Consider the following 26215-nt stretch of genomic DNA (forward strand, 5'->3'; position numbering starts at 1 on the left):
TATGGAAGCGAACACTCCCGCCACGAACGACGTCCTGCTCGACGTCCAGGGTCTGTCCGTCGAATACGCCTCGCCGGGCACCACGCCGGTCACCGCCGTCGAGAACGTCTCGTTCACGCTGCGACGCGGCGAGTTCGTCGGCCTCGTCGGCGAGTCGGGTTCGGGCAAGTCGACGCTCGGCTTCGCGCTGACACGTCTGCAGAAGCCGCCGGCGCGCATCAGCGGCGGGCGCATCCTGTTCGACGGACGCGACATCCGCGAGCTCGACGCCGAAGAGCTGCGGCGCCAGCGCCAGGGCGGATTCGCGATGGTGCTGCAGTCGGGCATGAACGCGCTGAACCCGGTGCGCACGATCGGCAACCATTTCCGCGACATCTTCGCCGCTCACGGGCACGTCGCCCGCGAGAGCCGGGATGCCAGGGCGCGCGAGCTGGTCGGCAAGGTCGGACTCGACCCCCTCGTGCTCTCCCGGTATCCGGGGGAGCTGTCGGGAGGAATGCGCCAGCGCGCTTCGATCGCGCTCGCCCTCTCGCTCGAGCCGCAGCTCATGGTCTTCGACGAGCCGACCACGGCTCTCGACGTGCTGGTGCAGCACGCGGTCATGGATACGATCCGCGATCTGCAGCGTTCCGAGCACTTCACCGCGATCCTCATCAGCCACGACCTCGGCATCGTGCTCGAGGCCACCGATCGCGTGATGGTCATGCACGAGGGCCGGATCGTCGAAGACGCACCGAGCCTCGACATCCTGCATCGTCCTCAGGACGAGTACACGCGGATGCTGCTGAGCCACTATGCCGATCCCCGGGCCGAGTCGATCTCGATCCCCGGGTTCGTCGACCTCGGCACCCGGCGCCGTGAGGGCCACTCTCGCACCGACCTCACCGAGACCCTGCCCACGGTGTCGCAGCGAGACACCCGCAGGGCGGATGCCGCGATCGTGGTCGAGGGCGTGTCGAAGCGCTACCCGGCACCTCGTCGTGGGGAGAAGCCCGTGACGGCGGTCGATGACGTCTCGTTCCGTCTTGAGCCGGGTGAGGCGCTCGCCCTCGTCGGCGCCTCGGGCTCGGGCAAGTCGACGATCGCGAAGCTCATCACCGGCGTAGAGAAGCAGACCGAGGGCACCGTGCGCTTCGGCGATGTCGACGTCGCGACGCTGGGCCGCAAGGGACTCCGCGATCTGCGCAAGGACGTGCAGATGGTGTTCCAAGACCCCTATGCCGCGCTGAACCCGCTGCACACGGTCGAGTACGCGCTCAGCCGGCCGATCCGCAACTACACTCCGCTGCGTGGCCAGGAGGCGAGAGCGCGCGTGCTCGAGCTCCTCGAGACCGTGGGGCTGACGCCGGTCGAGCAGTTCGCGGCGAAGCTGCCGCACCAGCTCTCGGGCGGTCAGCGTCAGCGTGTGGTCATCGCCCGGGCACTGGCCAGCGATCCGCAGGTGCTGATCGCCGACGAGCCCGTGTCGATGCTCGACGTGTCGCTGCGTGCCGGCGTGCTCGCGCTGCTCGAAGACCTGCGCGAACGGTGGGGCATCAGCATGCTCTACATCACGCACGACCTGCTCAGCGCCCGACTCGTGACCGAGAACATCCTCGTGCTCAACAGCGGTCGCGTCGTCGAACGCGGCGAGACATCTCAGGTCCTTCAGCATCCGGAGGACCCGTACACGGTCCAGCTGCTGGATGCCGTGCCGAACCCGGCCCGGGCCGAACGCTGACCGAAGACCATCGCAAGACGAAAGGAGCACTCGTGCTCACATTCCCTGACGGCTTTCTCTGGGGCGCTGCGACCGCAGCCCATCAGGTGGAGGGGAACAACACGACCAGCAACTGGTGGGCCATGGAGCATGCTCCCGGCTCGTCGATGGTCGAGCCCTCGGGCGACGCCGCCGACCACTTCCACCGGTACCCGGAGGACATGCGCCTGCTGGCGGATGCCGGTCTGAACTCGTACCGGTTCTCGATGGAGTGGGCTCGCATCGAACCCGAGCGCGGGTTCGTCTCGCGGGCGATGCTCGACCACTACCGTCGAATGATCGACACTGCCCGTGAGAACGGGCTCGACCCCACGGTGACGCTGATGCACTTCACGGTGCCGCAGTGGTTCCAGAAGGACGGCTTCTGGCGCGCCGACGACGCTGTCGACCTGTTCTCGCGCTACGTCGAGACGGTGCTCCCGATCCTCGAGGGCGTGAAATACGTCTGCACGATCAACGAGCCGAACATCGCGGCCATGCTCGCCGGGGGAGAGGATGCGGCGAACCTCGTCGCCTTCGGGCTGCCGAACCCCGACCTCGCGGTCGCCGACACGCTGCTCGACGCGCACCACCGTGCGTCCGAGATCCTGCACTCCGTCTCGGGCGTGCAGGCCGGCTGGACGATCGCCACGCAGGCCTTCCACTCCACCGGAGAACCCGGCGCAGACGAGATGCTCGCCGAGTACGGCGACCCCCGCGACCACTGGTACCTCGACCAGTCGGCCGGCGACGACTTCGTCGGCGTGCAGGCCTACACGCGCACGTTCATCGGTCCTGAGGGCCCCCGCCCCGTCGCGGACGACGTCGAGACCACGCTCACCGGCTGGGAGTTCTTCCCCGAGGCGCTCGAGATGGGTGTGCGCAGCGCCTGGGAGCGCAGCGGCGGCGTGCCGGTGCTCGTGACCGAGAACGGCATCGCGACCGGAGACGACACCCGACGCATCGCCTACACACAGGGCGCGCTCGAGGGACTGCACCGGGCGATCTCCGACGGCATCGAGGTGAAGGCGTACCAGCACTGGAGCGCTCTCGACAACTACGAGTGGGCCAGCGGATTCCGCCCGACCTTCGGTCTGATCGGCTTCGACCACGAGACGTTCGAGCGCTTCCCGAAGCCGTCGCTCGCCTGGCTCGGCGAGGTCGCACGCCGCAACGGCCTCTGATTCGAACGGCCCCGGGGCCACGCCCCGGGGCTACGCTCGGATCATGACCCACGCGGTCCGTGCGAAGCGCGGTGACAGGCTCCGATCGGCGGCCGCCGGGCTGAGCGCGGCGATCGTCGCGGTCGGCCTGGCGGAGCTGGTGGCCGCGATCGTCGAACCCAGTGCGAGCCCGTTCGCGGTGATCGGCAGCGGGCTCATCGACCTCGCGCCCAGCTGGGCGAAAGACACAGCGATCGCGCTGTTCGGCACCGGCGACAAGGTCGCGCTCCTCACCGGGATCGCCATCGTGCTGGCAGGAGTGGCGGCGCTCGCCGGCATCCTGGAGTCCCGCCGGGCGGGAGTAGGCTCGACGATCCTCGCTGCTCTCGGCGTGCTCGCTCTGGTGGCCGCGATGATCCGTCCTGGTGCGGGGCCGTTCGCATGGCTCCCCGGCCTCGTCGCGGGAGTGACGGCGGTCGTCGCGCTGCGGCTGCTGATGCGCAGGGTGCATCCGGTGCCGTATCTCCGCGCCGAGCACGAAGAACGTCGGCAGTTCCTGTTGTGGACCGTCGGTGTCGCGGCCACCGGCATCGTGGCACTCGCCATCGGCAATGCGGCACGCGGCGTGACCCGGTCGATCGAGGCGGTACGCGGTGCGCTGCGCCTGCCGAAGGCGGCCAGCCCCGCACCGGCGGTCGCGGCCGGCGCCGAACTCGACATCCCCGGGCTCGCGGCGGTCGTCACCCCGAATACGCAGTTCTACCGCATCGACACCGCTCTGATCGTGCCGCGGATCGACCCGGCCGATTGGTCGATCCGCATCCATGGGATGGTCGACCGAGAGATCGTGGTCACGTGGGACGAACTGCTCGCCCTGCCGATGCAGGAGTCGCATGTGACGCTCGCGTGCGTGTCGAACGAGGTGGGTGGAGACCTGATCGGCAACGCCCTGTGGCTCGGGCATCCGGTCCGCGAGCTCCTCGCGCGGGCGGGCGTCGACCCGGACGCCGACATGGTGCTGTCGACCTCGTCCGACGGATTCACGGCCTCGACACCGCTCGAGGCTCTCACCGACGACCGCGACGCCCTGCTCGCGGTCGGCATGAACGGCGATCCGCTGCCCATCGAGCACGGTTTCCCGGTGCGCATGGTGGTGCCGGGGCTCTACGGCTATGTCTCGGCGACCAAGTGGGTGACCGATCTCGAGGTCACGCGGTTCGACCGAGCTACCGCCTACTGGACCGATCGCGGATGGTCGGAACGTGGACCGATCAAGCTGCAGTCGCGCATCGACGTGCCCCGTCGCGGGACTCGGATCGAGGCGGGTGGGGCCGTCATCGCCGGCATGGCCTGGCAGCAGCATGTGGGCGTCGAGGGTGTCGAGGTGCGGATCGACGACGGCGCATGGCGTCGGGCCGAGCTCGCCACCGCGATCTCCGACGACACCTGGGTGCAGTGGCGTCTCGACTGGTCGGCCGAGAGCGGAGCGCACACGATCGAGTGCCGGGCGATCGGCGCCGACGGCGAGACGCAGACCTCGGATCCGGCCGACGTCGTGCCCGACGGCGCTCAGGGGTGGCATCGCATCGAGGTCTCGGTCGCCTGAGCGTAACGACCCCCTGCATCCCACCTAGAATTGTCCCCATGCCCGCAGGCGAATCGTTCTACATCACCACGCCCATCTACTACCCCTCCGATGTGCCTCACATCGGTCACGGGTACACCTCGGTGGCGGTCGACGCGCTCGCGCGCTGGCACCGTCAGGGCGGCGATGACACGTGGATGCTCACGGGCACCGACGAGCACGGCCAGAAGATGCTTCGCGCGGCGGCGGCGAACAACGTCACCCCGCAGGAGTGGGTCGACAAGCTCGTCACCGAGGCGTGGTTCCCGCTTCTCGAGACCCTCGACGTGGCGAACGACGACTTCATCCGCACGACGCAGGAGCGCCACGAGACCAACGTGCAGACGTTCTTCCAGCGTCTGTACGACCGCGGCTACATCTACGCGGGCGAGTACGAGGCTCTGTACTGCGTCGGCTGCGAGGAGTTCAAGCCCGAGTCCGAGATCGTCGACGGCACCGGGCCCTTCGAAGGCCTCAAGGTCTGCGCGATCCACTCGAAGCCCCTCGAGCTGCTGCAGGAGAAGAACTACTTCTTCAAGCTCAGCGAGTTCCAGGACCGCCTGCTCGAGCTCTACAAGACCCAGCCCGACTTCGTGCGCCCCGATTCGGCCCGCAACGAGGTCGTCTCATTCGTCAGCCAGGGTCTCAAGGACCTCTCGATCTCGCGGTCGACCTTCGACTGGGGCATCCCGCTGCCGTGGGACGAGTCGCACGTCATCTACGTGTGGGTCGACGCACTGCTCAACTACGCCACCGCCGTCGGCTACGGCTCCGACCAGGAGACGTTCGACCGTCGCTGGCCCGCCTATCACGTCGTCGGAAAAGACATCCTGCGCTTCCACGCGGTGATCTGGCCCGCGCTGCTGATGGCCGCCGGTCTCGACGTGCCCAGGGGCGTGTTCGCGCACGGCTGGCTGCTGGTCGGCGGCGAGAAGATGTCGAAGTCGAAGCTCACCGGCATCGCGCCGACCGAGATCACCGACGTCTTCGGATCCGACGCCTACCGCTACTACTTCCTCTCGGCGATCGCGTTCGGCCAGGACGGCTCGTTCTCGTGGGAAGACCTGTCGGCCCGCTACCAGGCCGAGCTCGCCAACGGCTTCGGCAACCTCGCCTCGCGCACCACGGCGATGATCGAGAAGTACTTCGAGGGCGTCGTGCCGCCCCCCGCCGAATACACCGAGAAGGATCTCGAGATCCAGAAGATCGTCGCGGATGCCGCCTCGAACGCGGATGCCGCGATCGAGCAGTTCCGCATCGACGAGGCCATCTCGTCGATCTGGACGATCGTCGATGCGCTCAACGGCTACATCACCGCGAACGAGCCGTGGGCCCTGGCCAAGCAGTCGAACAGCGGAGACGAGGCCCAGCGCGGCCGACTGGGCACCGTGCTCTACACGTGTGCCGAGGGCCTTCGTGCGCTTGCCGTGCTGCTCTCGCCGGTGATGCCGCAGTCGACGGAGAAGCTCTGGGTCGCCCTCGGCGCCGCCGAGACCCTCGGGCGTCTGCAGGACCAGCCGATCCGCGAGGCCGGAGCCTGGGGCGTGCTGCGCCCCGGAACCAGCGTCAACGGCCTCACCCCGCTGTTCCCGCGGGTGGAGTCCGCCGCCTGAGCATGACCTACGTGCAGCAGCGAGACGGCGATGGACGCAAGAATCTGCGATACCCGGCGGCACCAGAGCCGCTGGCCGTGCCCGTCTACGACAACCACGCGCACCTCGAGATCCTCGACGGCGATGAGCCTCTGTCGCTGACCGAGCAGCTCGACCGCGCCCAGGCTGTCGGCATCGCCGGTGTGGTGCAGGCATCGGGTGACATCGAGTCTTCTCGGTGGGCGGTCGAGGCGGCCGAGTCCGACTCCCGCGTGCTCGCTGCGGTCGCGATCCACCCGAACGACGCTCCTGCGTACGCCGAAGAGGGCCGCCTCGATGAGGCGATCGCCGTCATCGACGAGCTCGCCGGCCACCCGCGCACACGCGCGATCGGTGAGACGGGGCTCGACTTCTTCCGGACCGAGCCCGGGCGCCGAGCGCCGCAGTTCGAGTCGTTCGAGGCGCACATCGCCCTCGCCAAGAAGCACGGCATCGCGATGCAGATCCACGACCGCGACGCGCATGACGCCGTGCTCGAGACGCTGACCCGCGTGGGTGCTCCCGACAGGACCGTGTTCCACTGCTTCTCGGGTGACGACGCGATGGCCCGGATCTGCGCGGATGCCGGATATCACCTGTCCTTCGCGGGCAACGTCACGTTCAAGAACGCACAGAACCTGCGCGACGCGCTGAAGGTGACACCGCTCGATCGCATCCTGGTCGAGACCGATGCGCCGTTCCTCACTCCGACGCCGCTGCGCGGCCGCCCGAACGCCCCGTATCTCGTGCCGATCACGGTGCGCTTCATGGCCGCCGAGCTCGGCATCGAGGTCGACGAGCTGTCTGCCCAGCTCGCCGCGAACACCCTGCGGGTCTACGGCTCGTTCACCGACTGATCCACCGGCGCGGCGCTGACGATCTGCGAGATCGGCTTCCACACGAACAGCAGTGTGAGCGCAGCGCCGACGAACGCGAACCACCATGGAGCGGTGAGACCCCAGAACTGCGCGATCACGCCGCCCAGTGCCTGCCCGATCACCATGCCGCCGAACACGCCGACCATGTTGACCGAGGCGACCCGGCCCTGCAGCTCGGGCGGTACGAGGCGCTGACGCACGGTGGTCGAGATCGTGCCCCAGATGAACGCGTAGGCGCCGAAGACGAACATGATCACGAGCGCGACCCACCCGGTGCTGGTGAGTGCGAAGGCGAGGTGCATCAGCACTTCGAGAGACAGCACGACGCGCATGAGCGTGGCGAAGGACACTCGGCGTTCGAGCCACCCGAAGCACAGCGTGGCGAGGATGCCACCGGCGGCGGATGCCGTGGTCAGCGCCCCATAGCCGACGGCGCCCATGTTCAGGTGCTCGGTGGCGTAGAGCACGAGCACGCCCCAGGGGGCCGCCCAGGTCACGTTGAAGACAAGGATGATGAGCACCAGCATCCGCACCGGCGGGTTCTGCCAGAGCCACCGCAGACCCTCGGCGATGTCGGTGTGCACGTGCGTCTTCTCGGCGTCGCCCGTCGCCCGGGGCGGCACCGGCGTGCGGGCCATGCGCGAGATCAGCACGACCGCGAGGAGCACGCAGAGGATCTCGAGCAGGAAGGGCCACGCGGTGCCCGCCGCGAAGAGGAAAGCTCCCAGCGGGGGACCGGCGAACTGGTTGGCCACGAGGTACCCGGCCTGCAGGCGCGCGTTGCCGATGCCGAGGTCTGCCGGCTTCACGAGCATCGGCAGCAGCGTGCTGCCCGCGGTGTCGACGAACACCTCTGCCGTGCCGTAGAGGAAGGCCACGGCGAGCACGATCCAGATGTTCGCCGTGCCTGTGAGTAGGAAGGCGCAGAGGCCCGCGAGCACCACGGCCCGCGCCGCGTTGGCGAACATCACCAGGCGTCGGCGGTCGAACCGGTCGGCGATGGCTCCCGCGTGCAGACCGAACAGCAGCCACGGAAGGAACTGCATGATCGCACCGGCGGCGACGAGGATCGGCGATGACGTCATCGAGGCGATGAGCAGGGGAGCGGCCGCCAGTGCGACGCCGTCTCCGACGTTGCTCGTCCACGATGATGCGAGCAGCCAGCGGAAATCCCTGCCCATCCGACGTGGCGCGATCAGTTCACCGAGGGAGGGCACCACAGAAGACTACTGGCCGGTTCGGACACTGGCGGAGGTGGGGGACAATGGAGCAATGACAGTCACCCTGCTCGGCGCCACCGAGATCCGCCGGCTCGCCGCCGAGCTCGACGTCACCCCGACCAAGAAGCTCGGACAGAACTTCGTCGTCGACGCGAATACCGTGCGCAAGATCGTGCACGCCGCCCGCGTGCAGCCAGGGGAGCGGGTCGTCGAGGTGGGGCCCGGGCTCGGTTCGCTCACCCTCGCGATCCTCGAGACCGGGGCATCCGTCACCGCCGTCGAGATCGACCACCGACTCGCAGCCCGACTCGCTCAGACGGTGGTCGAGCACGGCGTTCCGGCCGAGAGGCTCACGGTCGTCGATGCCGACGCCCTGCGCATCACCGAGCTGCCCGGCGAGCCCACCGTGCTGGTCGCGAATCTTCCCTACAACGTCTCCGTCCCCGTGCTGCTGCACTTCCTCGAGAACTTCGCGTACCTCAAGCGCGGTGTCGTGATGGTGCAGGCCGAGGTCGCCGAGCGCATCGCGGCCAAGCCGGGGTCGAAGATCTACGGCACCCCGAGCGTCAAGGCGGCCTGGTACGGCGAATGGAAGCTCTCGGGCACCGTGTCCCGTCAGGTCTTCTGGCCGGTGCCCAACGTCGACAGCCTCCTCGTCGGCTTCGACCGGTCGGAGGGCGAGCGCGGCACGGAGGACGAACGCCGACTCACCTTCAAGATCGTGGATGCCGCCTTCAACCAGCGCCGCAAGATGCTGCGTCAGGCGTTGTCCGAGCTCTTCGGCAGCTCGGCCGCGGCATCCGAGATCCTGATCGCAGCAGGAGTCGCGCCGACCGCTCGCGGCGAGGATCTCACGGTCGACGACTATCACCGTATTGCGCGGCACGTCGCCCAGATCGAAGACACCGCCATCACCGGCTAACCTGGCACGGTGACCGAGTCTCCCCGCTTTCGTCCCAACGTCCCTGAGCTCCACCGGCCGTACGCTGCCGACGAGAGCCGCTATCAGCAGTTCGAGTATCGCCAGGTCGGCTCCTCGGGGCTCTACCTGCCGCCGATCTCGCTGGGTCTGTGGTGGAACTTCGGCGACAACATCCCGCTCGACAACCAGCGCGCACTGCTGCGTCACGCGTTCGACCGGGGCATCACCCACTTCGACCTCGCGAACAACTACGGACCCCCCTACGGCTCCGCCGAGAAGAACTTCGGTCGCATCTTCGGCGAGGACTTCCGCCCCTATCGCGACGAGCTGATCATCTCGTCGAAGGCGGGCTGGGACATGTGGCCGGGGCCGTACGGCGACCTCGGCAGCCGCAAGTACATCCTCGCGAGTGCGGAGCAGTCGCTGACGCGGATGGGCCTCGACCACGTCGACATCTTCTACTCGCACCGCGCAGACCCGGTGACCCCGGTCGCCGAGACCATCGGCGCTCTCGACACGCTCGTGCGTCACGGCAAGGCGCTCTACGTGGGCATCTCGTCGTACAGCGCCGAGCGCACGGCCGAGGCCGTCGCCGTCGCCACCGAGCTCGGCACCCCGCTCGTCATCCACCAGCCCGCCTATTCGATCCTCAACCGCTGGGTCGAAGACGGGCTCACCGAGAAGCTCGAGCAGTCCGGCGTCGGCGCGATCGCCTTCACGCCGCTGGCGCAGGGGCTGCTCACCGACAAGTACCTCGGTGACGGCACCGCAGCCCGGGCCCAGAAGCGCGGGTCGCTGCCCGATGCTCCGCTGTCGGATGCCGCGCTGCAGACGCTCCGATCGCTCAACGCCATCGCCGAGGGGCGGGGGCAGTCGCTGGCTCAGATGGCGATCCAGTGGACGCTGCGCAACCCGGTGGTCGCCTCCGCACTGGTCGGGGCGTCGCGCCCCGAGCAGCTCGACGAGAACATCGCCGCCGTCAACGGCCCGGCTTTCACGGTCGACGAGCTCAGCCGCATCGACGAGGCGGCCGGGGCCATCGACGTCGACCTGTGGGCGTCGTCCACGGAGCTGTGACGGGACCACCGAGATGAGCTTCGCCGCCCCCGTCGACTCCGTGCATGTGCGCGCGCCAGGAAAGATCAATGTCTACCTCGGCGTGGGCGGCCGTCACGACGACGGGTATCACGCGCTGGCGACCGTGTTCCAGGCGGTGTCGCTCTATGAGGACGTGATCGCCCGGCACGCCGACGACTTCTCGATCACGGTGTCGGGCGTCGACGATCCAGACACGGTGCCGCTCGACGATCGCAACCTCGCGATGCGGGCGGCCAAGCTGCTCGCGACCGCAGCCGAGTACGACGGCGGGGTGGCGCTCGAGATCCGCAAGAGCGTGCCGGTCGCCGGGGGCATGGGAGGCGGATCGGCGGATGCCGCTGCCGCACTCGTGGCCTGCGATGCGCTGTGGGGAACCGGATTCTCGACGGCGCGCCTGCACGAGCTCGCGGCACGGCTCGGCGCCGATGTGCCGTTCGCGCTGCACGGTGGAACAGCCGTCGGCACCGGGCGAGGCGATCAGTTGAACCCGGCATTGGCGAGAGGACGCTTCGACTGGGTGCTCGTCCCGAGCGACGAGGGGCTGTCGACGCCGGTCGTATATGCGCGGCTCGATGCCCTGCGTGACGCCGAGGGTGCGCTCGCCGACGATCCACCCCTGTCGCTCGAGGTTCCGGCACCCGTGCTGCAGGCGCTGCGCTCGGGGGATCCGGACCTGCTCTCCGAGAGCATCTACAACGACCTTCAGGAGGCTGCTCTGCATGAGCGGCCGGAGCTCGAGACCACGATCCTGCGCGGCATCCATGCCGGTGCGCTGCAGGGGATCGTGTCAGGTTCAGGGCCCACCATCGCACTCCTCTGCGCGAGCCCTGAAGGGGCGCAGGAAGTCCAGTCGCTGCTGCGCGAGCACGGGCTCGAGTCGCTGCACGTGCACGGCCCGGTGCCGGGCGCCCGCATCCTCGCCTGACGCGCTCCGCCCGCATCCTCGCGTCGGTGACGTGCGCTCTGCGCGCCTGGCATACATAATGAAGTGACGATGTGACCGTGCACATACAAGGAGGTCTGTGATGTCGACTGCCTCCGAGCGTGCCCGGATGCCGAGCATCCGCGACGTCGCTCGACTCGCGGGGGTGTCGCACCAGACCGTCTCGAGGGTGCTGAACGATCACGCGAGCATCCGCCCCGAGACCAAGGCCAAGGTGCTCGACGCCATCGCGGTGCTCGACTACCGCCCCAATCTCGCAGCGCGGGCGCTGGTGACCAGCAAGTCCAACATGCTGGGCATCCTCGCGGCGACCGTCGGGGAGTTCGGGCCCACGTCCTCGATCGTCGGCATCGAGGATGCCGCGCGCGAGGAGGGGTACTCGGTCTCGACACTCAACCTCTCGGCCACGACGCCAGAGGCGATCGGCAATGCCCTGCGCCAGCTGGCGCGAGAGCAGGTCGACGGCATCGTGGTCCTGGCCCCGCAGGTGCGGGCGTTCCATGTGCTCAAGGGCATGGCGGTCGAGATGCCGTTCGTCTCGCTGCAGACCGCATCGGGCTCCGACGGGGTGACCCTGTCGGCCGACCAGGTCGCCGGTGCCCGCACCGCCACCGAGCACCTGATCGGGCTCGGCCACAGCGACATCATCCACATCGCAGGGCCACAGGACTGGATCGAGGCCGAGTCGCGCATGCGCGGATACCTGGACGCGCTGCGCGAAGCCGACCTTCCCACCTTCCCGCCGATCCGCGGCGACTGGACCGCGGACTTCGGCTACTTCGCGGGGCAGGAGCTGTCGCGCCGCCGTGATTTCACGGCTGTCTTCGTCGCGAACGACCAGATGGCGATCGGGCTGATGCACGGCTTCCGGGATGCCGGCGTCCGCGTGCCCGAAGATGTCAGCGTCGTCGGCTTCGACGACATCCCCGTCGCCGCCCACGTCGCGCCGACTCTGAGCACCGTGCACCAGGACTTCCCCGAGCTCGGGCGCCGGGCGGTGCGGATCCTGCTCGCGCAGATCCGTGGTGAGCAGGTGCCCGAGTTCGGGCCGCTGCAGACCACCCTGCGCACGAGGGAATCGTCCGCACCTCGATAGAGCCACAATTTGGCTCGTGGTCTTGACAGCGTCTCGGCGAGCGTAGACTATGTAATCCAATGTGAACGGTCACATCGAAGGTGACCGCCCGTCGCGAGGAAGATCTTGTGAGCACCACAGCAACGTTGCCGGTCGTGTCAGGCCCCATCCTGGAGATGCGCAGCATCACCAAGGAGTTCCCGGGTGTCAAGGCGCTGTCCGACGTGTCCATCACCGTCCGCGCAGGCGAGATCCATGCGATCTGCGGGGAGAACGGTGCCGGGAAGTCGACCCTGATGAAGGTCCTCTCCGGCGTGTACCCCTACGGCACGTACGAGGGGGACATCCTGCTCTACGGCGAGGAGCAGCGCTACCGCGACATCGCGGCGAGCGAGCAGGCCGGAATCGCGATCATCCACCAGGAACTCGCGCTGATCCCTGAGCTCTCGATCACCGAGAACATCTTCCTCGGCAACGAGATCCGCCGCTTCGGCAAGATCGACTGGCGCGCACAGCGCCAGCGCACGGTCGAGCTGCTGGCTCGCGTCGGTCTGCGCGAAGACCCCGATGTGGCGATCAAGACGCTCGGTGTCGGCAAGCAGCAGCTGATCGAGATCGCCAAGGCCCTCAACAAGGACGTCAAGCTCCTCATCCTCGATGAGCCCACCGCCGCCCTGAACGAGAACGACTCGCAGCACCTGCTCGACCTGATCCTGGGCCTCAAGGCCAAGGGCATCGCATCGATCATGATCAGCCACAAGCTCAACGAGATCGAGCAGATCGCCGATGAGATCACGATCATCCGCGACGGCCGCACGGTCGAGACGCTCGACATCTCGCGCGGCGAGATCAACGAAGACCGGATCATCCGCGGGATGGTCGGACGCTCGCTCGAGAGCCGCTACCCCGACCGCACACCCGAGATCGGCGAGGTCTTCTTCGAGGTCAAGGACTGGTGGGTTCAGCACCCGACCGTCTCCGAGCGCATGGTCGTCAAGGGATCGAACCTCAACGTCCGCCGCGGCGAGGTCGTCGGCATCGCCGGGCTGATGGGCGCGGGCCGCACCGAGTTCATGATGAGCATCTTCGGCCGCTCCTACGGCAACTTCCAGGGCGGACAGATCATCAAGGACGGCCGGGAGATCTCGATTCCCGATGTCTCGTCCGCCATCAAGCACGGACTCGCCTACGTGAGCGAGGACCGCAAGGTGCTCGGCCTCAACCTGCTCGACACCATCAAGCGGTCGGTCGTGGCGGCCAAGCTGTCGAAGATCTCGAAGCGCGGCGTCGTCGACGAGCGCGAGGAGTACTCGGTCGCCGAGCGCTACCGCAAGGCGCTGCGCATCAAGACGCCGAGCGTCGAAGAGGGCGTCGGCAAGCTCTCGGGAGGAAACCAGCAGAAGGTCGTGCTGGCGCGGTGGATGTTCACCGACCCCGACCTGCTGATCCTCGACGAGCCCACACGCGGCATCGACGTGGGGGCGAAGTACGAGATCTACGCGATCATCAACGAGCTCGCCTCGCAGGGCAAGGGCGTCATCGTCATCTCGAGCGAGCTTCCCGAGCTGCTCGGCATCTCCGACCGCATCTACACAGTCTTCGAAGGTCGGGTCACCGACTGCATCCCGGCCGACCAGGCGACACCCGAGGCCCTCATGCGCAGCATGACCTCCGCGACTCAGAAAGCATCAGCATGACCACCGACCTCACGACAACGAAGCGCGGCTTCCACTTCGGCGACATCCGCAAGATGTTCGGAAGCAACGGCACCTCGTCGCTGCGCCAGTTCGGCATCCTGGGCAGCCTCATCGTCATCATCCTCCTCTTCGAGGCGCTGACGCTGCTGCGCAACGGACCGAACGGCGCGACGCTGACGTCGGGCAACCTGATCAACGTCATCAACCAGTACTCGTTCATCCTGATCCTCGCGATCGGCATGGTGATGGTCATCATCATGGGGCACATCGACCTGTCGGTCGGCTCGGTGGCGGCCTTCACCGGCATCATCGTCGCGAAGTCGATGGCCGACTGGAACCTCCCTTGGCCGGCGGCGATCCTCCTCGGCCTCGGTGTGGGTGCCCTCGTGGGTGCCTGGCAGGGATTCTGGGTGGCGTACGTCGGGGTGCCCGCGTTCATCGTGACGCTCGCCGGCATGCTCTTCTTCCGCGGTGCGCAGCAGTGGATCGGTGACGCTCAGACGATTCCGGTGCCCAAGGGCTTCCAGGTGATCGGCACCGGCTATCTGCCCGAGGTCGGGCTTCCGCTCGACTTCAACGTGCCGACGATGCTCCTCGCCCTGGTCGCCGTGGCGTGGCTGGTCTTCTGGGAGATCCGCACCCGTCGCCAGCAGCACAAGATGGGCTCCGACAGCGCGCCTCTGTGGGTCAGTGTGGTCAAGGTCGTGCTGCTCTCGGTCGTCGTGCTCGCCGCGGCGTGGATGTTCGCGACCGGTCGCCCCGGCACGAGCTTCCCGGTTCCCGGTCTGATCCTGCTCGCCCTCGTCATCATCTACTCGTTCATCACGCGGAACACCGTGTTCGGCCGTCACATCTACGCCGTGGGTGGCAACCGTCAGGCTGCACGTCTCTCGGGTGTGAAGGACCGCTGGGTCGACTTCTTCGTCATGATGAACATGTCGATGATGGCCGCTCTCGCCGGAATGATCTTCGTCGCCCGTTCGCAGGCGTCCGGACCGAACGACGGTACCGGCTGGGAGCTCGACGCCATCGCATCCGTGTTCATCGGTGGCGCCGCCGTCGCCGGTGGCATCGGCACCGTGATCGGGTCGATCATCGGTGGCCTGGTCATGGCCTTCCTCAACAACGGTCTCGCTCTGCTCGGCCAGGGTGCCGACGTCGTCTCGATGATCAAGGGCCTCGTGCTCCTGCTCGCCGTCGGCATCGACGTCTGGAACAAGCAGCAGGGCCGCCCGTCGCTCATCGGTTTCATGATGCGTCGCTCGAGCCGTCAGGTAGATCCGGCGACCGAGACGTTCGAACCCAACAGGACTTACCAAGCCCCTCCCGTCGACAAGACAAGGGCCGAGTAAGCGGAATCTCCGCGCAGTGCTCGCACGCAGAATCCGTCACATCACACAGAAAGAGATCACATGAAGAAGATCATCGTCACAGCGACAGCGCTCGTCGCGACGGCTGCCTTCGCACTCACGGGCTGCTCCGGTGAGCGCGGCGGCGGAACCGACACGGGATCCGGCGAAGAGGCCGAAGCAGGCTTCGCCGCCGATTCTCCGATCGGTGTCGCGCTTCCCGACAAGACCAGTGAGAACTGGGTCCTCGCGGGCCAGCTCTTCACGGACGGCCTCGAAGAGGCCGGCTTCAAGGCCGACGTGCAGTACGCCCCGGCGAGCAACACGGTCGCCGAGCAGCAGAACCAGATCCAGGCCATGGTCACCAACGGTGCCAAGGTCATCATCATCGGCGCGAAGGACGGCAAGCAGCTGGCCACGCAGGTGCAGGCGGCGAAGGATGCCGGCGCCTACGTGATCGCGTACGACCGTCTCATCGAGAACACCGAGGCTGTCGACTACTACGTCGCGTTCGACAACTTCAAGGTCGGCCAGCTGCAGGGCCAGGCTCTGCTCGACGGCCTCGCCGAGCGTGCGGGTCACGAGGCTCCGTACAACATCGAGCTCTTCTCGGGTTCGCCTGACGACGCCAACTCGAAGGTGTTCTTCGACGGCGCGATGGACGTGCTCCAGCCGGAGATCGACAACGGCAACCTCGTCGTCGTGTCGGGTCAGACCGAGATCGCCCAGACGGCGACCGAGGGCTGGCTGCCGGAGAACGCGCAGAACCGCATGGACACGCTGCTGACCTCGTCGTACAGCGGTGACACCGTGGTCGACGGCGTGCTGTCGCCGAACGACACCCTTGCTCGCGCCATCATCACCTCGGTGCAGCAGGCCGGCAAGCCGGTTCCGGTCGTCACGGGTCAGGACTCCGAGGTCGAGTCGGTGAAGTCGATCATGGAGGGCATCCAGTACTCCACGATCAACAAGGACACCGCACTGCTCGTCGAGCAGTCGATCAAGATGGTCGGCCAGCTGCAGGCGGGCGAGACCGTCGATGTCAACGACGAAGAGTCGTACGACAACGGCGCGAAGATCGTTCCGGCATACCTGCTCGACCCGATCATCGTCACGAAGGAGAACGCCGCTGAGGCGTACGCCAACGTGCCGAGCCTCCTCGAGATCGTGAAGTCGTACCAGTAAGCGATTCCGCTCGAACAACGACGAGCCGTCCGGACCTTCGGGTCCGGGCGGCTCTTTGCCATGTCGGGTCGACTTTTCACACCTCGCGCGGACGAGCCGCTGGCGGGAAGCGGACGTCCTGTCGGAGGACGTCCGCACACGGTGCGCTAGCCCCAGAGGGGGTCGTCGGGATCGGGAGAGTCTGTGCCGTCGGCATCTGTCATGATGCGCGCTTCAGCGATCCACGACGTCAGGGGGCCATCGCGGAGGAGATGAGGTCGCGGTGTGTCGAGCGAAGCGGAGGCGGTCACCTTGTCCAGCGGTTCATCACTCGCGAAAATGACGACGTTGCCGAGTGGCCCTTCCGCATCTTCCGGCTCTGCGTCAAGCACGACAGCGACGTGATCGAAGACGGTGCTCAGGGTCGCGGCCTGTCGTCGTGAGTATTCGAACGGATGCCCGTCGAGCAGGTTCACGGCGACCACGCCCGCTGCCGCGGAGCGCGCGGCGACCCGGCGATAGAACTCCTGGCTGGCCACACGATGCCGGATGACGGCGGCATCCCAGAGATCGACGACGGTGAAGCACGCCTCGACCCAATCGGTGTCGATTGCGGTGCGATAACTCGCTGCGTCGTCGAGTCCGGGGGACGGAGATGACTGCACCGGCGACGTCTTCTCATTCGGAAAAGCGGCGTCCGCGACCGTCCGAGCGTCACCGAAGATGACTCGTATGTCAGACCCGGGGGGCAATGGCAGCGCGTCGATGACGGCGGCGTAGAGCGCGGGTTCGAACTCCACCACCAGCTGAGGTGATCCGGCGCGCGTCGCCTGGACGTAGCGTGCCAGCGTGAGTGCTCCGGCACCCAGATGCACGGTGAACAGCGGCGCATCCGGCTCGGCGGCGGCATCCATTGCGCGGGCGATGTGTTGGGTGTAGCTGTACTCGAGGGCGGTGGGTTCGGTGATCGAGACGACGGACTGCGCAATTCCATCCACGCTGAGCTCGAAGCGACCGGGTCGCCTTCTCGACTGCACCAGCTTTGCCTTGCGGTTGGCTAGTGAGAGCGAGAACACCCGGCGACTCCATGGCACCTGTCTAGTTTAGGCCGGAGGGGATCGGTCGGCGGCTGCCTCTCGAGGAGCAGAGCGCCATGGGCGTATTCGCTCTCGAACGGCGAGGAACGCCTAGCTTCACCCGACTACCCAGGGAGGCGTTCGCCAATGTGCCGAGCCTTCTCGAGATCGTCCAGTTGTACGAGTGAGCGACCAGCGATCTGACAGATCAGGGCCGCTCGCTCCTTCGGGGCCGGAGCTCTTTCTTGTCGGCGTGCTGCTGTGGTGCGATCTTCAGCAGCCGGGGGCGGTGGGTTCTTCGAGACAGGTGTGTGCGACAAGGGCGGTGTGCGCCTCGAGGATGCGGATATCCTCGGGTGGGCCGTCGGTCGTGATCTGCCCTGCCACGGGAATCCAGCCGCCACCCAGATCGATCTCGGCCGTGTAGCGGATGTCGAGGTCCGCCAGATAGACGCCCGGCTTGCGGTACACGTGACTGGTGGCTGTCGGGGTGAACTGCGCCTGGCCGAGTGACTCCCACGTCTGCCCTGGTGCGGTCAGCGTCGCCGAGTCGCCGTCGCCGTAGGTGTAGTCGTATCCGGCCGGGACGAACCGCACGCGCAGTGGCACGCCGAACAGCTCTCCGTCTTCGATCTGCGGTGTCGCCGCAGCGGTGAAGTTGGTCGGAATCCCGGCGATCCCTACGTTTCCGGGTTCGGCGGCGGCGAGAACGGATGCCGGGGCAAATCGCGCGAGGTCGGAGATGGTGATCGTCGGAGTGCCCGGTGCCGACGGAGCAGCCGCCGGGGATGCGGGCTGGTTCGCGCGGCGCGCGCACCGTGTGGTGCCTGAGTCGTTCATGCATGCCGCGAGGTCGATCGCCTCATCGCTCGGACCCGACGGCGTGCTGGGTCCGGAGGGGCCGCCAGGGCCTCCGTTGCTCTGACGCGAGCTGGTGCCGGGGTCGGTGCTCGGCTGCTGTTGCGTGCCGGAGATCATAAGAGACGAGCCGTCTGTTGAGCCGCAGAGCCCGCCCGCAGCCCACTGCCCGTTGCAATCGGAGGTAGCCATCGGAAGGTTGTGAGGCACGATGAGCATCGAGATAGCTAGAAGACTCGTCGCGAGCTTGCGAGCTAGCATTCTTCTCCGTCGACCAGATTCGAGTTGGAAATCAACAACTCGCGGCGGGGGCCGACGAACACAACCTCAAGAGGTAACCGAGTCGGGCGATCCGAAGGAGTCACGTCGGCTCCTTCGCCATCGATCACGCGCGTCTGGCTCACATCAAGGCAGACGAACGCGGTGACCGTGGCTACGGCAGCGTCAAGGTTTGCAGAGTCGCCGTTGAAGCTATCAACGATTCCCTCGCCGTTGAATCGCAACTGTTGCTCTTCGAAGTAACGGCCCGCCTCCAGATGGCTTTCGAGTGCAAGGCCAGAGAGGTACTGCCCGGGATCTGCTGAGCCGCCGACGATCCGTTCTTCGTTCAGCGCATCGTTGTACGCCCGGTACACCTCTTCCGCTGCGGCGAAGGCCTCCGCTTCGCTGGCAAAGGCAGGCGTCGGCGTGGGAACCGGAGAGGGCTCCGGTGCGCACCCGAGCAGCTGGCCGAGTGTGATCGCGACGATCACGACCGCCGCACCAGTTCTGCGCGCCGTCATCACTGTCTCATCCCGGGAGCAGCTGTCGATGTCGGTCGGGCCGGGAGCGTTGACGAGGGTCGCGAGCGAGAAGGGGTCACCGCGCCACCGTAATGAAGCCAGCGGGTGTCGCGGGGGAGTTATCCACACCCTCAGAGCCTTCGTCAGAACGGCGCGCGTGCAGCATCCTCTGCCACGGTAAAGGTCACCGTGTTCGGTGCAGGGGGAGTGTCGACGTAGGTTCGGCCGGTGGGACTCGTCCACTCCACGACCCCGCCGGGTTTCTGCTCGACGTGCCAGGGGGAGTGGTGTTTCAGAACGTGATGTCGGCGGCAGAAGGACGCGAGGTTCGTGTCGCAGGTCGCGCCACCTGTCGACGCCGCGTGATTGTGGTCGAGATCGCATTTGCGCGCCACGATCCCGCAGGTGGGGAAGCGACATCGTTGATCGCGCGCCCGCAGGTGCCGGCGCAGGTGACGGCTCGGTCGATATCGATCGACGGCGAGCACTCGACCGCTGATCGGATGCGTCAGCACCCTGTCCCACCCCTTCGTCTGGCCCGCCACGGTGCGTGCGGTGTTGACATCGATCGGGGTCCGACCATCGAGCTCGGCGGACGGTGCCGAATCGGCATCAGGCGCCGCACCAGCGTCGGCATCCATCAGCGTCGTCACCGGCACGGTGATCTCGATCCGGGCACTGATGGCTCCGAGCAGTCCGTCTTCGCTGTCGTGACCCGTCGGCTGCCCGCTGAGCACGAGATCGGCGAGCAGATCGGCACGGATCTCATCGACCGTCCGATCATCCGGCTCGAACTCGCTGCCATCGCGAGCCGCCTGTCGCTTCGCGCGAAGGTTCTCGTTGCGGAGCGCATGCGCCATCTGCGACAGACGGTCGAACATGCCGTGGACGAGCGCGGCAGGCGCGTGCGTGTGCAGCGCCGCCATCCCGTCTTCGCCATCCGTCACCCATACGCGTCGCTGAGACCTCGCTCGCCGGTGCCTCTCCGACACGGTCGTCGGAGCGAATCGCTCGGCCACGCGCCGCGCCAGTGCGCGCAGACGGTTGGGCGACTCCGCCTCGGCGATCGGAAGGATGACCGCGGAGTACTTCTCACGATCGCTGGGCGACTCGATACCCGACCCCGCGTCGACGATCACCCGAGAATGAGCCGGGCTGATCCGCCCAGCCCCCTGCGCCGCCCACACGGCCGGAAACTGGTCGACCAGCAGCTCTGCGGCCGCCATCCGCCGCTCGATCGTGCGATCGCTGACGCGCTGCACGGCACCGATTTCGGCAGCCACGGTGCGAAGAGAGTGGTCACCTCGATCAGGGTGATCGCCCTGCTTGGCGATGTCGACCGCCAGCCGTCCGGCGATGGCCAGCAACCCGTCGCGCGCGGCGCTCATGCTGCTCAGCGTCGCCTCCGCGACCTGCAGCGCGTCGACGAGATCGGCGAGTGTCGCCATCTGCGCATCCGTCGCGTCGAGCAGTGCTGTCATGTCCTCAAGTAGATCAGGAGCCACCGACATTCGAAGATAAATACGAGACATTCCGTCTGGGACATGATTACGAAAAGATAACGAACGGTGCCACACTGGCGGGATGCTCCTCCACGCGATCGACACCGGAACAGGCCCCGGCACTGTGCTTCTGCTCCACGGGATGATGGGGTCATCCGACAGCTGGTGGCGCGTGATACCACCGCTCGCAGCCAATGGCCACCGCGTGATCGCTCTCGATCTGCCCGGTCACGGCCTGTCGCAACGTGACCCGCACCTGACGATCGAGCAGGCGGCGGGCTCAGTGGTCGAGACGGTCCAGCATCTCGACGCGGGGCGCCCGCTCGCAGCCATCGGCCATTCCTACGGCGCGACGGTCCTCGCCGCGGCCGCCGAGATGCTGCAGCCCGACCTGGCTGTCTATGTCGATGCGACGCTCTCTCTGACCGGGGGTCACGACCGCGCGGCACTCAGGGCGCAGTACGAGCGCGACCGCGGAGCGCGCTTGTCTCCGCAAGATCTACTCGCATCCCGCCCCTTCTACTCCGCGCAGGATGCCGAGGTGGAGGCTCGTGCCGCCGCGCTCTTCGATCCGGCGACGACCGCATCCATCTCGTGCGATACGGATCACTCCTGGCTCCCCGGAGCCGATTCGATCGTCGTGCGTGCAGACCCGAGCGCGTGGGTCAGCGACGACGACGCCCGCAGATTCGCGGCGAACGGCGCCGATGTCCGCAGCATCCCCGGGGCCGCGCACACCGTCTGGTTCAGCCATTTCGACGAGTTCACCGCATCCCTCCCCGAACTCTTCGGTCCACCGGCGCCGCGCACGCTGTCGTAGCCTCGGACCATGACGACCGCGACCCCACCCTCGAGCGCGGTCCTCGTGGAGTTCGGAGTCTCCGCCGAGCACCACGAGCAGCTCCACACCCTCCCCGGTGGACGCGGTCTGACCTGGCGTGCGGCCGATACAGTCCTGCGCCCCTCGGCCGGAGACGGCGAGACGCTGTGGAAGGCGGACGTCCTCGCGCATCTGCCGCACACCTGGGCATTCCGCACGCCGCGCCCGATCCCGTCGGCATCCGGAGCGTGGACGATCGACGGGTGGGAGGCCTGGCAATGGCTGCCCGGTCACGCGGATGAGACCCGCGTGACTGATGTGCTCACCGCCGGCGCCGCATTCCATCGAGCTGTCGCCGACCTCGACCGTCCGGACTTCCTCGACCTCGCACACGACCCCTGGGCGCGGTCGGACAGGATCGCCTGGGAAGAAGAGGAACTCCTGCCGGGCACCACGCTTCAGCGCCTCGCGGGTGCTTTCCGCCCCGTCACCGCTCCGGCTCAGGTCATCCACGGCGATCTTCTCGGCAACGTGATGTTCGAACCGTGTCAGCCGCCGGCGATCATCGACTGGGCGCCGTACTGGCGTCCGGTCGGGTTCGCGGACGCCATCGTGCTGGCCGACGCCGCGTGCTGGCATGGCCTCGCACCGGCGGAGATGCTGAGGCTCGCAGGTGAGAGAGCAGACGGCCGCCAGCACATCATCCGCGCCCTCGTGTTCCGCATCGCGACCTTCGAGCTCTTGGGTGTGTGGGATGCCGAGATGGAGTCGCGCCACGCTGCCGCTGTCGCCGCGGCGCTCAGCTGACCGAGCCACCCAGCGTGCCCGACTACCCTGGGGAGTGATATGGCACATCTTCTCGGGGCAGAAGCCCTTCATCTCGAATATCCGACGAGGGTCGTCTTCGACTCCGTGACCCTCGGCATCGAAGAAGGTGACCGCATCGGCATCGTCGGCCGCAACGGCGACGGCAAGTCCAGTCTTCTGGGCATGCTGGCCGGCCTCAAGGAGCCGAGCTCTGGTCGCGTGACAGTGCGTGGCGGCACGACGATCGGCGTTCTCGATCAGGCCGACACCCTCAGCGATGACCTGACCATCAGCGCCGCGGTCGTCGGCGACACCCCCGAGTACGAGTGGGCCGGCGACTCTCGCATCCGCGACGTGATCGAGGGACTGCTGAAGGATCTGCCGTGGGATGCCGAGATCGGCTCTCTCAGCGGTGGTCAGCGCCGTCGCGTCTCGCTCGCCAAGCTGCTCACGGGCGACTGGGATGTCATCGCGCTCGATGAGCCCACCAACCATCTCGACGTCGAAGCCATCACCTGGCTGGCTGGGCATCTCAAGAAGCGGTGGAGCCCGAACTCCGGAGCGCTCATGGTCGTGACCCACGACCGATGGTTCCTCGACGAGGTCTGCACCGAGACCTGGGAGGTGCACGACCGCATCGTCGAGCCCTTCGAGGGCGGCTATGCGGCCTACATCCTGCAGCGCGTCGAACGCGACCGGATGTCGGCCGCCACCGAGGCCAAGCGCCAGAACCTCGCCAAGAAGGAGCTCGCCTGGCTTCGCCGAGGCGCTCCTGCTCGCACGGCGAAGCCGAAGTTCCGCATCGACGCGGCCAACGAGCTCATCGCCGACGTGCCGGAGATCCGCGACAAGATCTCGCTGCAGTCGCTCGCCGTATCGCGCCTGGGCAAGGACGTCGTCGACCTCCTCGATGTGGGCGTCACCTATCCGACCGCCGACGGCGGCACACGAGAGGTGCTGCGTGACGTCGAATGGCGCATCGCACCGGGGGAGCGCACCGGCATCCTCGGCGTCAACGGCGCCGGCAAATCGACGCTGCTCGGTCTCATCGCCGGCACCGTCGAGCCGACGGTGGGCCGCGTGAAGCGCGGCTCGACCGTGAAGGTCAAGACGCTCACCCAGCGCCTCGACGAACTCGAGGATGTACGGCGCGAGCCGGTGCGTGTCGTGATCTCGCGGCTGCGCACCTCGTACACGATGGGCTCAGGCTCGAAGGCCCAGGAGCTCACGCCTGGGCAGCTGCTCGAACGGCTCGGCTTCGACTCCGCCCAGCTCTCCACCCCCGTGAAGGATCTGTCTGGCGGCCAGCAGCGCCGGCTGCAGCTTCTGCTCGTGCTCCTCGACCAGCCCAACGTGCTGATCCTCGACGAGCCGACGAACGATCTCGACACCGATATGCTCGCGGCCATCGAGGACCTCCTCGACTCGTGGTCGGGAACCCTGCTCGTGGTCAGCCACGACCGGTACTTCCTCGAGCGCGTGACAGACCAGCAGTTCGCGATCCTCGACGGCCACCTGCGACACCTGCCCGGAGGCGTCGACGAATACCTGCGGCTGCGCCAGCTGCAGACCTCGGCGCCGGGCAAGTCGCAGACGGCCGTCAACACCGAGAAGAAGGCCTCCAGTCTCGACGGCGCCGCCTTGCGCTCGGCGCAGAAGGAGGTCTCGTCGCTCGAGCGCCGCATCCAGAAGCTCACCCAGCAGGTCGACAAGGCGAAGACCGCTCTGGCCGAGCACGACCAGGCGGACTTCGCGGGCCTCGGCGACAAGATGAAGGCGATCAGCGATCAGCAGGCCGAGATCGAGCAGCTCGAACTCCGGTGGTTCGAGCTGACGGAAGAGCTCGACTGACTCGGGGTCTCGCCATTCGGCCCTAGCGGGAATACGGTGGCAGTGCGATGCGCTGTGCTCTGGGCGGGGTTCGATGCCATCCGGGATCGCACAGCTTGATCCTGCGGTACCCGGGAGGTTCAGATGGAAGGACTCGAGGTCACCGTCCTGATCGGACTCACGATCCTCGTGGGCACGTTGCTGGCGCCGCGTGTGCGGCTCGCGCTGCCGCTCGTGCTCGTCATCCTGGGTCTGCTGCTCGGCTTCGTGCCGCAGCTGCGCGAGATCCAGCTGCCGCCCGAGACCGTGCTGCTGCTGTTCCTCCCGGTGATGCTGTTCTGGGAGAGCCTGACCACCTCGCTGCGGTCGATCCGCCGCGACTTCCGCTACATCCTGCCGATGAGCACGCTGCTCGTCGTGGCATCCGCCTTCGCCGTCGCCGGCATCGGACTGCTGTTCGGGATGCCGTGGGAGACCGCCCTCATCCTCGGCGCGGCCGTCGCCCCACCGGACGCCACAGCGGTCGCCGCCCTCGGACGCCTGCTGCCGACGCGCATGTTCATGAAGCTCAAGGCGGAGAGCCTGACCAACGACGGCACCGCCCTGGTGCTCTACGCGATCGCCATCTCGCTGGCTCTCGGCGGCAACGTGACGCCGCTGTCGGTGACCATGTCGGTGCTCACCTCGTATGTCGGAGGCATCGCCGCCGGTGTCGTGGTCGCAGCGCTCGCGTACCTGCTGCTGCGCCGCACCTCGTCGACGATCGTCATCAACGTCACGCTTCTGCTGATCCCGTTCTCGGCGTTCCTGCTGGCCGAGATCGTGCACGCCTCGGGCGTCCTCGCCGTCGTGGTCGCCGGTCTGATCGTCGCCTACGTGTCGCCTCGGGTGACGACCGCCTCGTCGCGACGTCAGGTCGCGGCGGCCTGGCCCTTTGGGGCCTTCCTGCTCAACGGTGCGCTCTTCGTCCTCATCGGTCTCGAGGTGCAGTTCGTCGCGCACGAGATCTCGGCGGCGGCGATCGGCCGCCTGGTGCTGATCACGCTGGCCGTGTGGATGACGCTGCTGATCGTGCGCTATCTCTTCCAGGTGATGAACGCCCTGTTCCAGCGACGCAACCCCGCGCGCCCGTCGCGCGGTGCGCGGGCGCGTTCGATGGCGGTGTCGACCGTCGCAGGCATGCGAGGTGCGGTCTCGCTCGCGATCGCGCTGTCGGTGCCGGCCGCCAGTGCGACCGAAGGCGAGATCGCGGGGCGTGACGAGATCGTCTTCGTCACAGCCGGGGTGATCCTGCTGAGCCTGCTCGTGCAGGGGCCGCTCCTGCCGGCGATCGTCCGCTGGGCCCGCTTCCCCGTCGACCATGCGGAAGACGAGGAGTACGAGCTCGCCGAGCGCACGATCTCGGGTGCGGCACTCGCCGCCCTCGACGACCTGGCGCTCGAGCACGGCGTCGGGCAGGAGATCCGCGACAAGGTGCGTGCCGAGGGCTATCAGATGCTCGAGTTCTCGAACGCGCGCGCCCTGGCCCGAGAGCAGGCCATCGTCGACGCCGAGGCGCAGGCGCTCGACGTGATGCTCGGTGAGCCCGATCCGCTCGGCGGCGGCTCGATGTCCGAGGAAGCGGAAGGCGACGGAGCGGATGCTGCACAGACGGCGGTGCGGATGCCGGATGCGTCGCGCATCGTCGATGACGAAGACGGCTCAGACGGCGAGGTCAGGACCCTGCAGATGCTCGCGACGTCGGTCGACGTCGACGTCATGCAGCGCTCGCCGCTGCTGCGCCACGAGGAGCACACGCGTCTCAAGCTCGCCCTCCTCGACCGCAAGCGCGAGGTGCTGCTCGGGCTGCGCAGAGACGGCACGGTCGACGACCTCGTCGTGCGTCGCATCTCGGCACGACTCGACCTCGAACAGGTGCGGCTGCAGGGCATCGAGGACTACGACTGACAGCTGTGACGCTCTGTGACGCTCGATTGTCGCGCACCGCGTCGCCCTGCCTAACGTATTCGAGTCCCCCAAGAGAGGAACCCGAACACTC

General features: G+C 67.3%; 21 protein-coding genes. 16 read left to right on the plus strand and 5 right to left on the minus strand.

What is annotated here, in order from left to right; translation table 11 throughout:
- Position 1: 1 nt before the first annotated feature.
- The 5 genes from RQG82_RS14375 to RQG82_RS14395 are packed head-to-tail and all read left to right on the plus strand — an operon-like array spanning position 2 to position 7013.
- Positions 2 to 1720 carry an ABC transporter ATP-binding protein gene (locus RQG82_RS14375; RefSeq protein ID WP_311259731.1) on the plus strand — a complete coding sequence of 573 codons (1719 nt, stop codon included), beginning with the start codon at positions 2 to 4 and terminating at the stop codon, positions 1718 to 1720.
- A 32-nt stretch (positions 1721 to 1752) separates the two neighbouring features.
- Positions 1753 to 2922, plus strand: a complete 1170-nt coding sequence (locus RQG82_RS14380; RefSeq protein WP_311259732.1) for a family 1 glycosylhydrolase — start codon at positions 1753 to 1755, stop codon at positions 2920 to 2922.
- A 43-nt stretch (positions 2923 to 2965) separates the two neighbouring features.
- Positions 2966 to 4507: a molybdopterin-dependent oxidoreductase gene (locus RQG82_RS14385; RefSeq protein ID WP_311259733.1), complete on the plus strand. Its 1542-nt coding sequence runs from the start codon at positions 2966 to 2968 to the stop codon at positions 4505 to 4507.
- A 38-nt stretch (positions 4508 to 4545) separates the two neighbouring features.
- Positions 4546 to 6138, plus strand: a complete 1593-nt coding sequence (metG, locus tag RQG82_RS14390; protein ID WP_311259734.1) for a methionine--tRNA ligase — start codon at positions 4546 to 4548, stop codon at positions 6136 to 6138.
- A gap of 2 nt (positions 6139 to 6140) precedes the next feature.
- Positions 6141 to 7013 carry a TatD family hydrolase gene (locus tag RQG82_RS14395; protein WP_311259735.1) on the plus strand — a complete coding sequence of 291 codons (873 nt, stop codon included), beginning with the start codon at positions 6141 to 6143 and terminating at the stop codon, positions 7011 to 7013.
- Here RQG82_RS14395 and RQG82_RS14400 read toward each other — a convergent pair.
- Complete coding sequence (locus RQG82_RS14400) at positions 6992 to 8251, minus strand: MFS transporter (RefSeq protein ID WP_311259736.1); 1260 nt, start codon at positions 8249 to 8251, stop codon at positions 6992 to 6994. The genes RQG82_RS14395 and RQG82_RS14400 overlap by 22 nt on opposite strands.
- A 55-nt stretch (positions 8252 to 8306) precedes the next feature.
- On the opposite strand from RQG82_RS14400, the gene rsmA reads away from it, so the two are divergent.
- From rsmA to RQG82_RS14435, 7 genes are all read left to right on the plus strand, one after another.
- Positions 8307 to 9176, plus strand: a complete 870-nt coding sequence (rsmA, locus tag RQG82_RS14405; RefSeq protein ID WP_311259737.1) for a 16S rRNA (adenine(1518)-N(6)/adenine(1519)-N(6))-dimethyltransferase RsmA — start codon at positions 8307 to 8309, stop codon at positions 9174 to 9176.
- Between the two features lie 9 nt (positions 9177 to 9185).
- Positions 9186 to 10253 carry an aldo/keto reductase gene (locus tag RQG82_RS14410; protein ID WP_311259738.1) on the plus strand — a complete coding sequence of 356 codons (1068 nt, stop codon included), beginning with the start codon at positions 9186 to 9188 and terminating at the stop codon, positions 10251 to 10253.
- A 13-nt stretch (positions 10254 to 10266) separates the two neighbouring features.
- Positions 10267 to 11199, plus strand: a complete 933-nt coding sequence (locus RQG82_RS14415; protein ID WP_311259739.1) for a 4-(cytidine 5'-diphospho)-2-C-methyl-D-erythritol kinase — start codon at positions 10267 to 10269, stop codon at positions 11197 to 11199.
- A 100-nt stretch (positions 11200 to 11299) separates the two neighbouring features.
- Positions 11300 to 12313 carry a LacI family DNA-binding transcriptional regulator gene (locus RQG82_RS14420; RefSeq protein WP_311259740.1) on the plus strand — a complete coding sequence of 338 codons (1014 nt, stop codon included), beginning with the start codon at positions 11300 to 11302 and terminating at the stop codon, positions 12311 to 12313.
- A 155-nt stretch (positions 12314 to 12468) separates the two neighbouring features.
- Positions 12469 to 13989 carry a multiple monosaccharide ABC transporter ATP-binding protein gene (gene mmsA, locus RQG82_RS14425; protein ID WP_311259791.1) on the plus strand — a complete coding sequence of 507 codons (1521 nt, stop codon included), beginning with the start codon at positions 12469 to 12471 and terminating at the stop codon, positions 13987 to 13989.
- Complete coding sequence (gene mmsB, locus RQG82_RS14430; RefSeq protein ID WP_311259741.1) at positions 13986 to 15341, plus strand: multiple monosaccharide ABC transporter permease; 1356 nt, start codon at positions 13986 to 13988, stop codon at positions 15339 to 15341. The genes mmsA and mmsB overlap by 4 nt, the downstream gene beginning before the upstream one ends.
- 60 nt (positions 15342 to 15401) lie before the next feature.
- A complete protein-coding gene (locus RQG82_RS14435) occupies positions 15402 to 16523 on the plus strand; it encodes a substrate-binding domain-containing protein (RefSeq protein WP_311259742.1) in 1122 nt (373 codons plus the stop codon).
- 146 nt (positions 16524 to 16669) lie between these two features.
- Here RQG82_RS14435 and RQG82_RS14440 read toward each other — a convergent pair whose 3' ends face one another.
- The 4 genes from RQG82_RS14440 to RQG82_RS14455 all read right to left on the minus strand — a co-directional run bounded on the left by RQG82_RS14440 (position 16670) and on the right by RQG82_RS14455 (position 20699).
- Positions 16670 to 17596: a hypothetical protein gene (locus tag RQG82_RS14440; RefSeq protein ID WP_311259743.1), complete on the minus strand. Its 927-nt coding sequence runs from the start codon at positions 17594 to 17596 to the stop codon at positions 16670 to 16672.
- Positions 17597 to 17851: 255 nt separating this feature from the next.
- Positions 17852 to 18628 carry a hypothetical protein gene (locus RQG82_RS14445; RefSeq protein ID WP_311259744.1) on the minus strand — a complete coding sequence of 259 codons (777 nt, stop codon included), beginning with the start codon at positions 18626 to 18628 and terminating at the stop codon, positions 17852 to 17854.
- 62 nt (positions 18629 to 18690) lie between these two features.
- Entirely contained in the window at positions 18691 to 19218 is a 528-nt protein-coding gene (locus tag RQG82_RS14450; protein WP_311259745.1) for a hypothetical protein, read from the minus strand.
- A 143-nt stretch (positions 19219 to 19361) separates the two neighbouring features.
- Positions 19362 to 20699 carry a DUF222 domain-containing protein gene (locus tag RQG82_RS14455; protein WP_311259746.1) on the minus strand — a complete coding sequence of 446 codons (1338 nt, stop codon included), beginning with the start codon at positions 20697 to 20699 and terminating at the stop codon, positions 19362 to 19364.
- A gap of 103 nt (positions 20700 to 20802) precedes the next feature.
- On the opposite strand from RQG82_RS14455, the gene RQG82_RS14460 reads away from it, so the two are divergent.
- From RQG82_RS14460 to RQG82_RS14475, 4 genes are all read left to right on the plus strand, one after another.
- Positions 20803 to 21540 carry an alpha/beta fold hydrolase gene (locus RQG82_RS14460; protein WP_311259747.1) on the plus strand — a complete coding sequence of 246 codons (738 nt, stop codon included), beginning with the start codon at positions 20803 to 20805 and terminating at the stop codon, positions 21538 to 21540.
- A gap of 9 nt (positions 21541 to 21549) precedes the next feature.
- Positions 21550 to 22347, plus strand: a complete 798-nt coding sequence (locus RQG82_RS14465) for a hypothetical protein (protein ID WP_311259748.1) — start codon at positions 21550 to 21552, stop codon at positions 22345 to 22347.
- 39 nt (positions 22348 to 22386) lie between these two features.
- The gene (locus tag RQG82_RS14470; protein WP_311259749.1) at positions 22387 to 24198 is read left to right on the plus strand and encodes an ABC-F family ATP-binding cassette domain-containing protein; all 1812 of its coding nucleotides are present in this window, start codon (positions 22387 to 22389) and stop codon (positions 24196 to 24198) included.
- A 123-nt stretch (positions 24199 to 24321) separates the two neighbouring features.
- Positions 24322 to 26124 carry a Na+/H+ antiporter gene (locus RQG82_RS14475; protein ID WP_311259750.1) on the plus strand — a complete coding sequence of 601 codons (1803 nt, stop codon included), beginning with the start codon at positions 24322 to 24324 and terminating at the stop codon, positions 26122 to 26124.
- The last annotated feature ends 91 nt before the right edge of the window (positions 26125 to 26215 follow it).

Source organism: Microbacterium sp. WCS2018Hpa-9 (genome assembly GCF_031843745.1).
GTDB lineage: Bacteria > Actinomycetota > Actinomycetes > Actinomycetales > Microbacteriaceae > Microbacterium.

Bases quoted from the DNA above. Each gene is read 5' to 3' on its own strand.
- RQG82_RS14445 (WP_311259744.1), bottom strand. From the start codon at position 18,628: ATGGCTACCTCCGATTGCAACGGGCAGTGGGCTGCGGGCGGGCTCTGC.
- RQG82_RS14465 (WP_311259748.1), top strand. From the start codon at position 21,550: ATGACGACCGCGACCCCACCCTCGAGCGCGGTCCTCGTGGAGTTCGGA.
- RQG82_RS14455 (WP_311259746.1), bottom strand. From the start codon at position 20,699: ATGACAGCACTGCTCGACGCGACGGATGCGCAGATGGCGACACTCGCC.
- RQG82_RS14420 (WP_311259740.1), top strand. From the start codon at position 11,300: ATGTCGACTGCCTCCGAGCGTGCCCGGATGCCGAGCATCCGCGACGTC.
- RQG82_RS14475 (WP_311259750.1), top strand. From the start codon at position 24,322: ATGGAAGGACTCGAGGTCACCGTCCTGATCGGACTCACGATCCTCGTG.
- RQG82_RS14395 (WP_311259735.1), top strand. From the start codon at position 6,141: ATGACCTACGTGCAGCAGCGAGACGGCGATGGACGCAAGAATCTGCGA.
- RQG82_RS14375 (WP_311259731.1), top strand. From the start codon at position 2: ATGGAAGCGAACACTCCCGCCACGAACGACGTCCTGCTCGACGTCCAG.
- rsmA (WP_311259737.1), top strand. From the start codon at position 8,307: ATGACAGTCACCCTGCTCGGCGCCACCGAGATCCGCCGGCTCGCCGCC.
- RQG82_RS14450 (WP_311259745.1), bottom strand. From the start codon at position 19,218: ATGACGGCGCGCAGAACTGGTGCGGCGGTCGTGATCGTCGCGATCACA.
- RQG82_RS14435 (WP_311259742.1), top strand. From the start codon at position 15,402: ATGAAGAAGATCATCGTCACAGCGACAGCGCTCGTCGCGACGGCTGCC.
- mmsB (WP_311259741.1), top strand. From the start codon at position 13,986: ATGACCACCGACCTCACGACAACGAAGCGCGGCTTCCACTTCGGCGAC.
- mmsA (WP_311259791.1), top strand. From the start codon at position 12,469: ATGCGCAGCATCACCAAGGAGTTCCCGGGTGTCAAGGCGCTGTCCGAC.
- RQG82_RS14460 (WP_311259747.1), top strand. From the start codon at position 20,803: ATGCTCCTCCACGCGATCGACACCGGAACAGGCCCCGGCACTGTGCTT.
- metG (WP_311259734.1), top strand. From the start codon at position 4,546: ATGCCCGCAGGCGAATCGTTCTACATCACCACGCCCATCTACTACCCC.
- RQG82_RS14415 (WP_311259739.1), top strand. From the start codon at position 10,267: ATGAGCTTCGCCGCCCCCGTCGACTCCGTGCATGTGCGCGCGCCAGGA.
- RQG82_RS14470 (WP_311259749.1), top strand. From the start codon at position 22,387: ATGGCACATCTTCTCGGGGCAGAAGCCCTTCATCTCGAATATCCGACG.
- RQG82_RS14385 (WP_311259733.1), top strand. From the start codon at position 2,966: ATGACCCACGCGGTCCGTGCGAAGCGCGGTGACAGGCTCCGATCGGCG.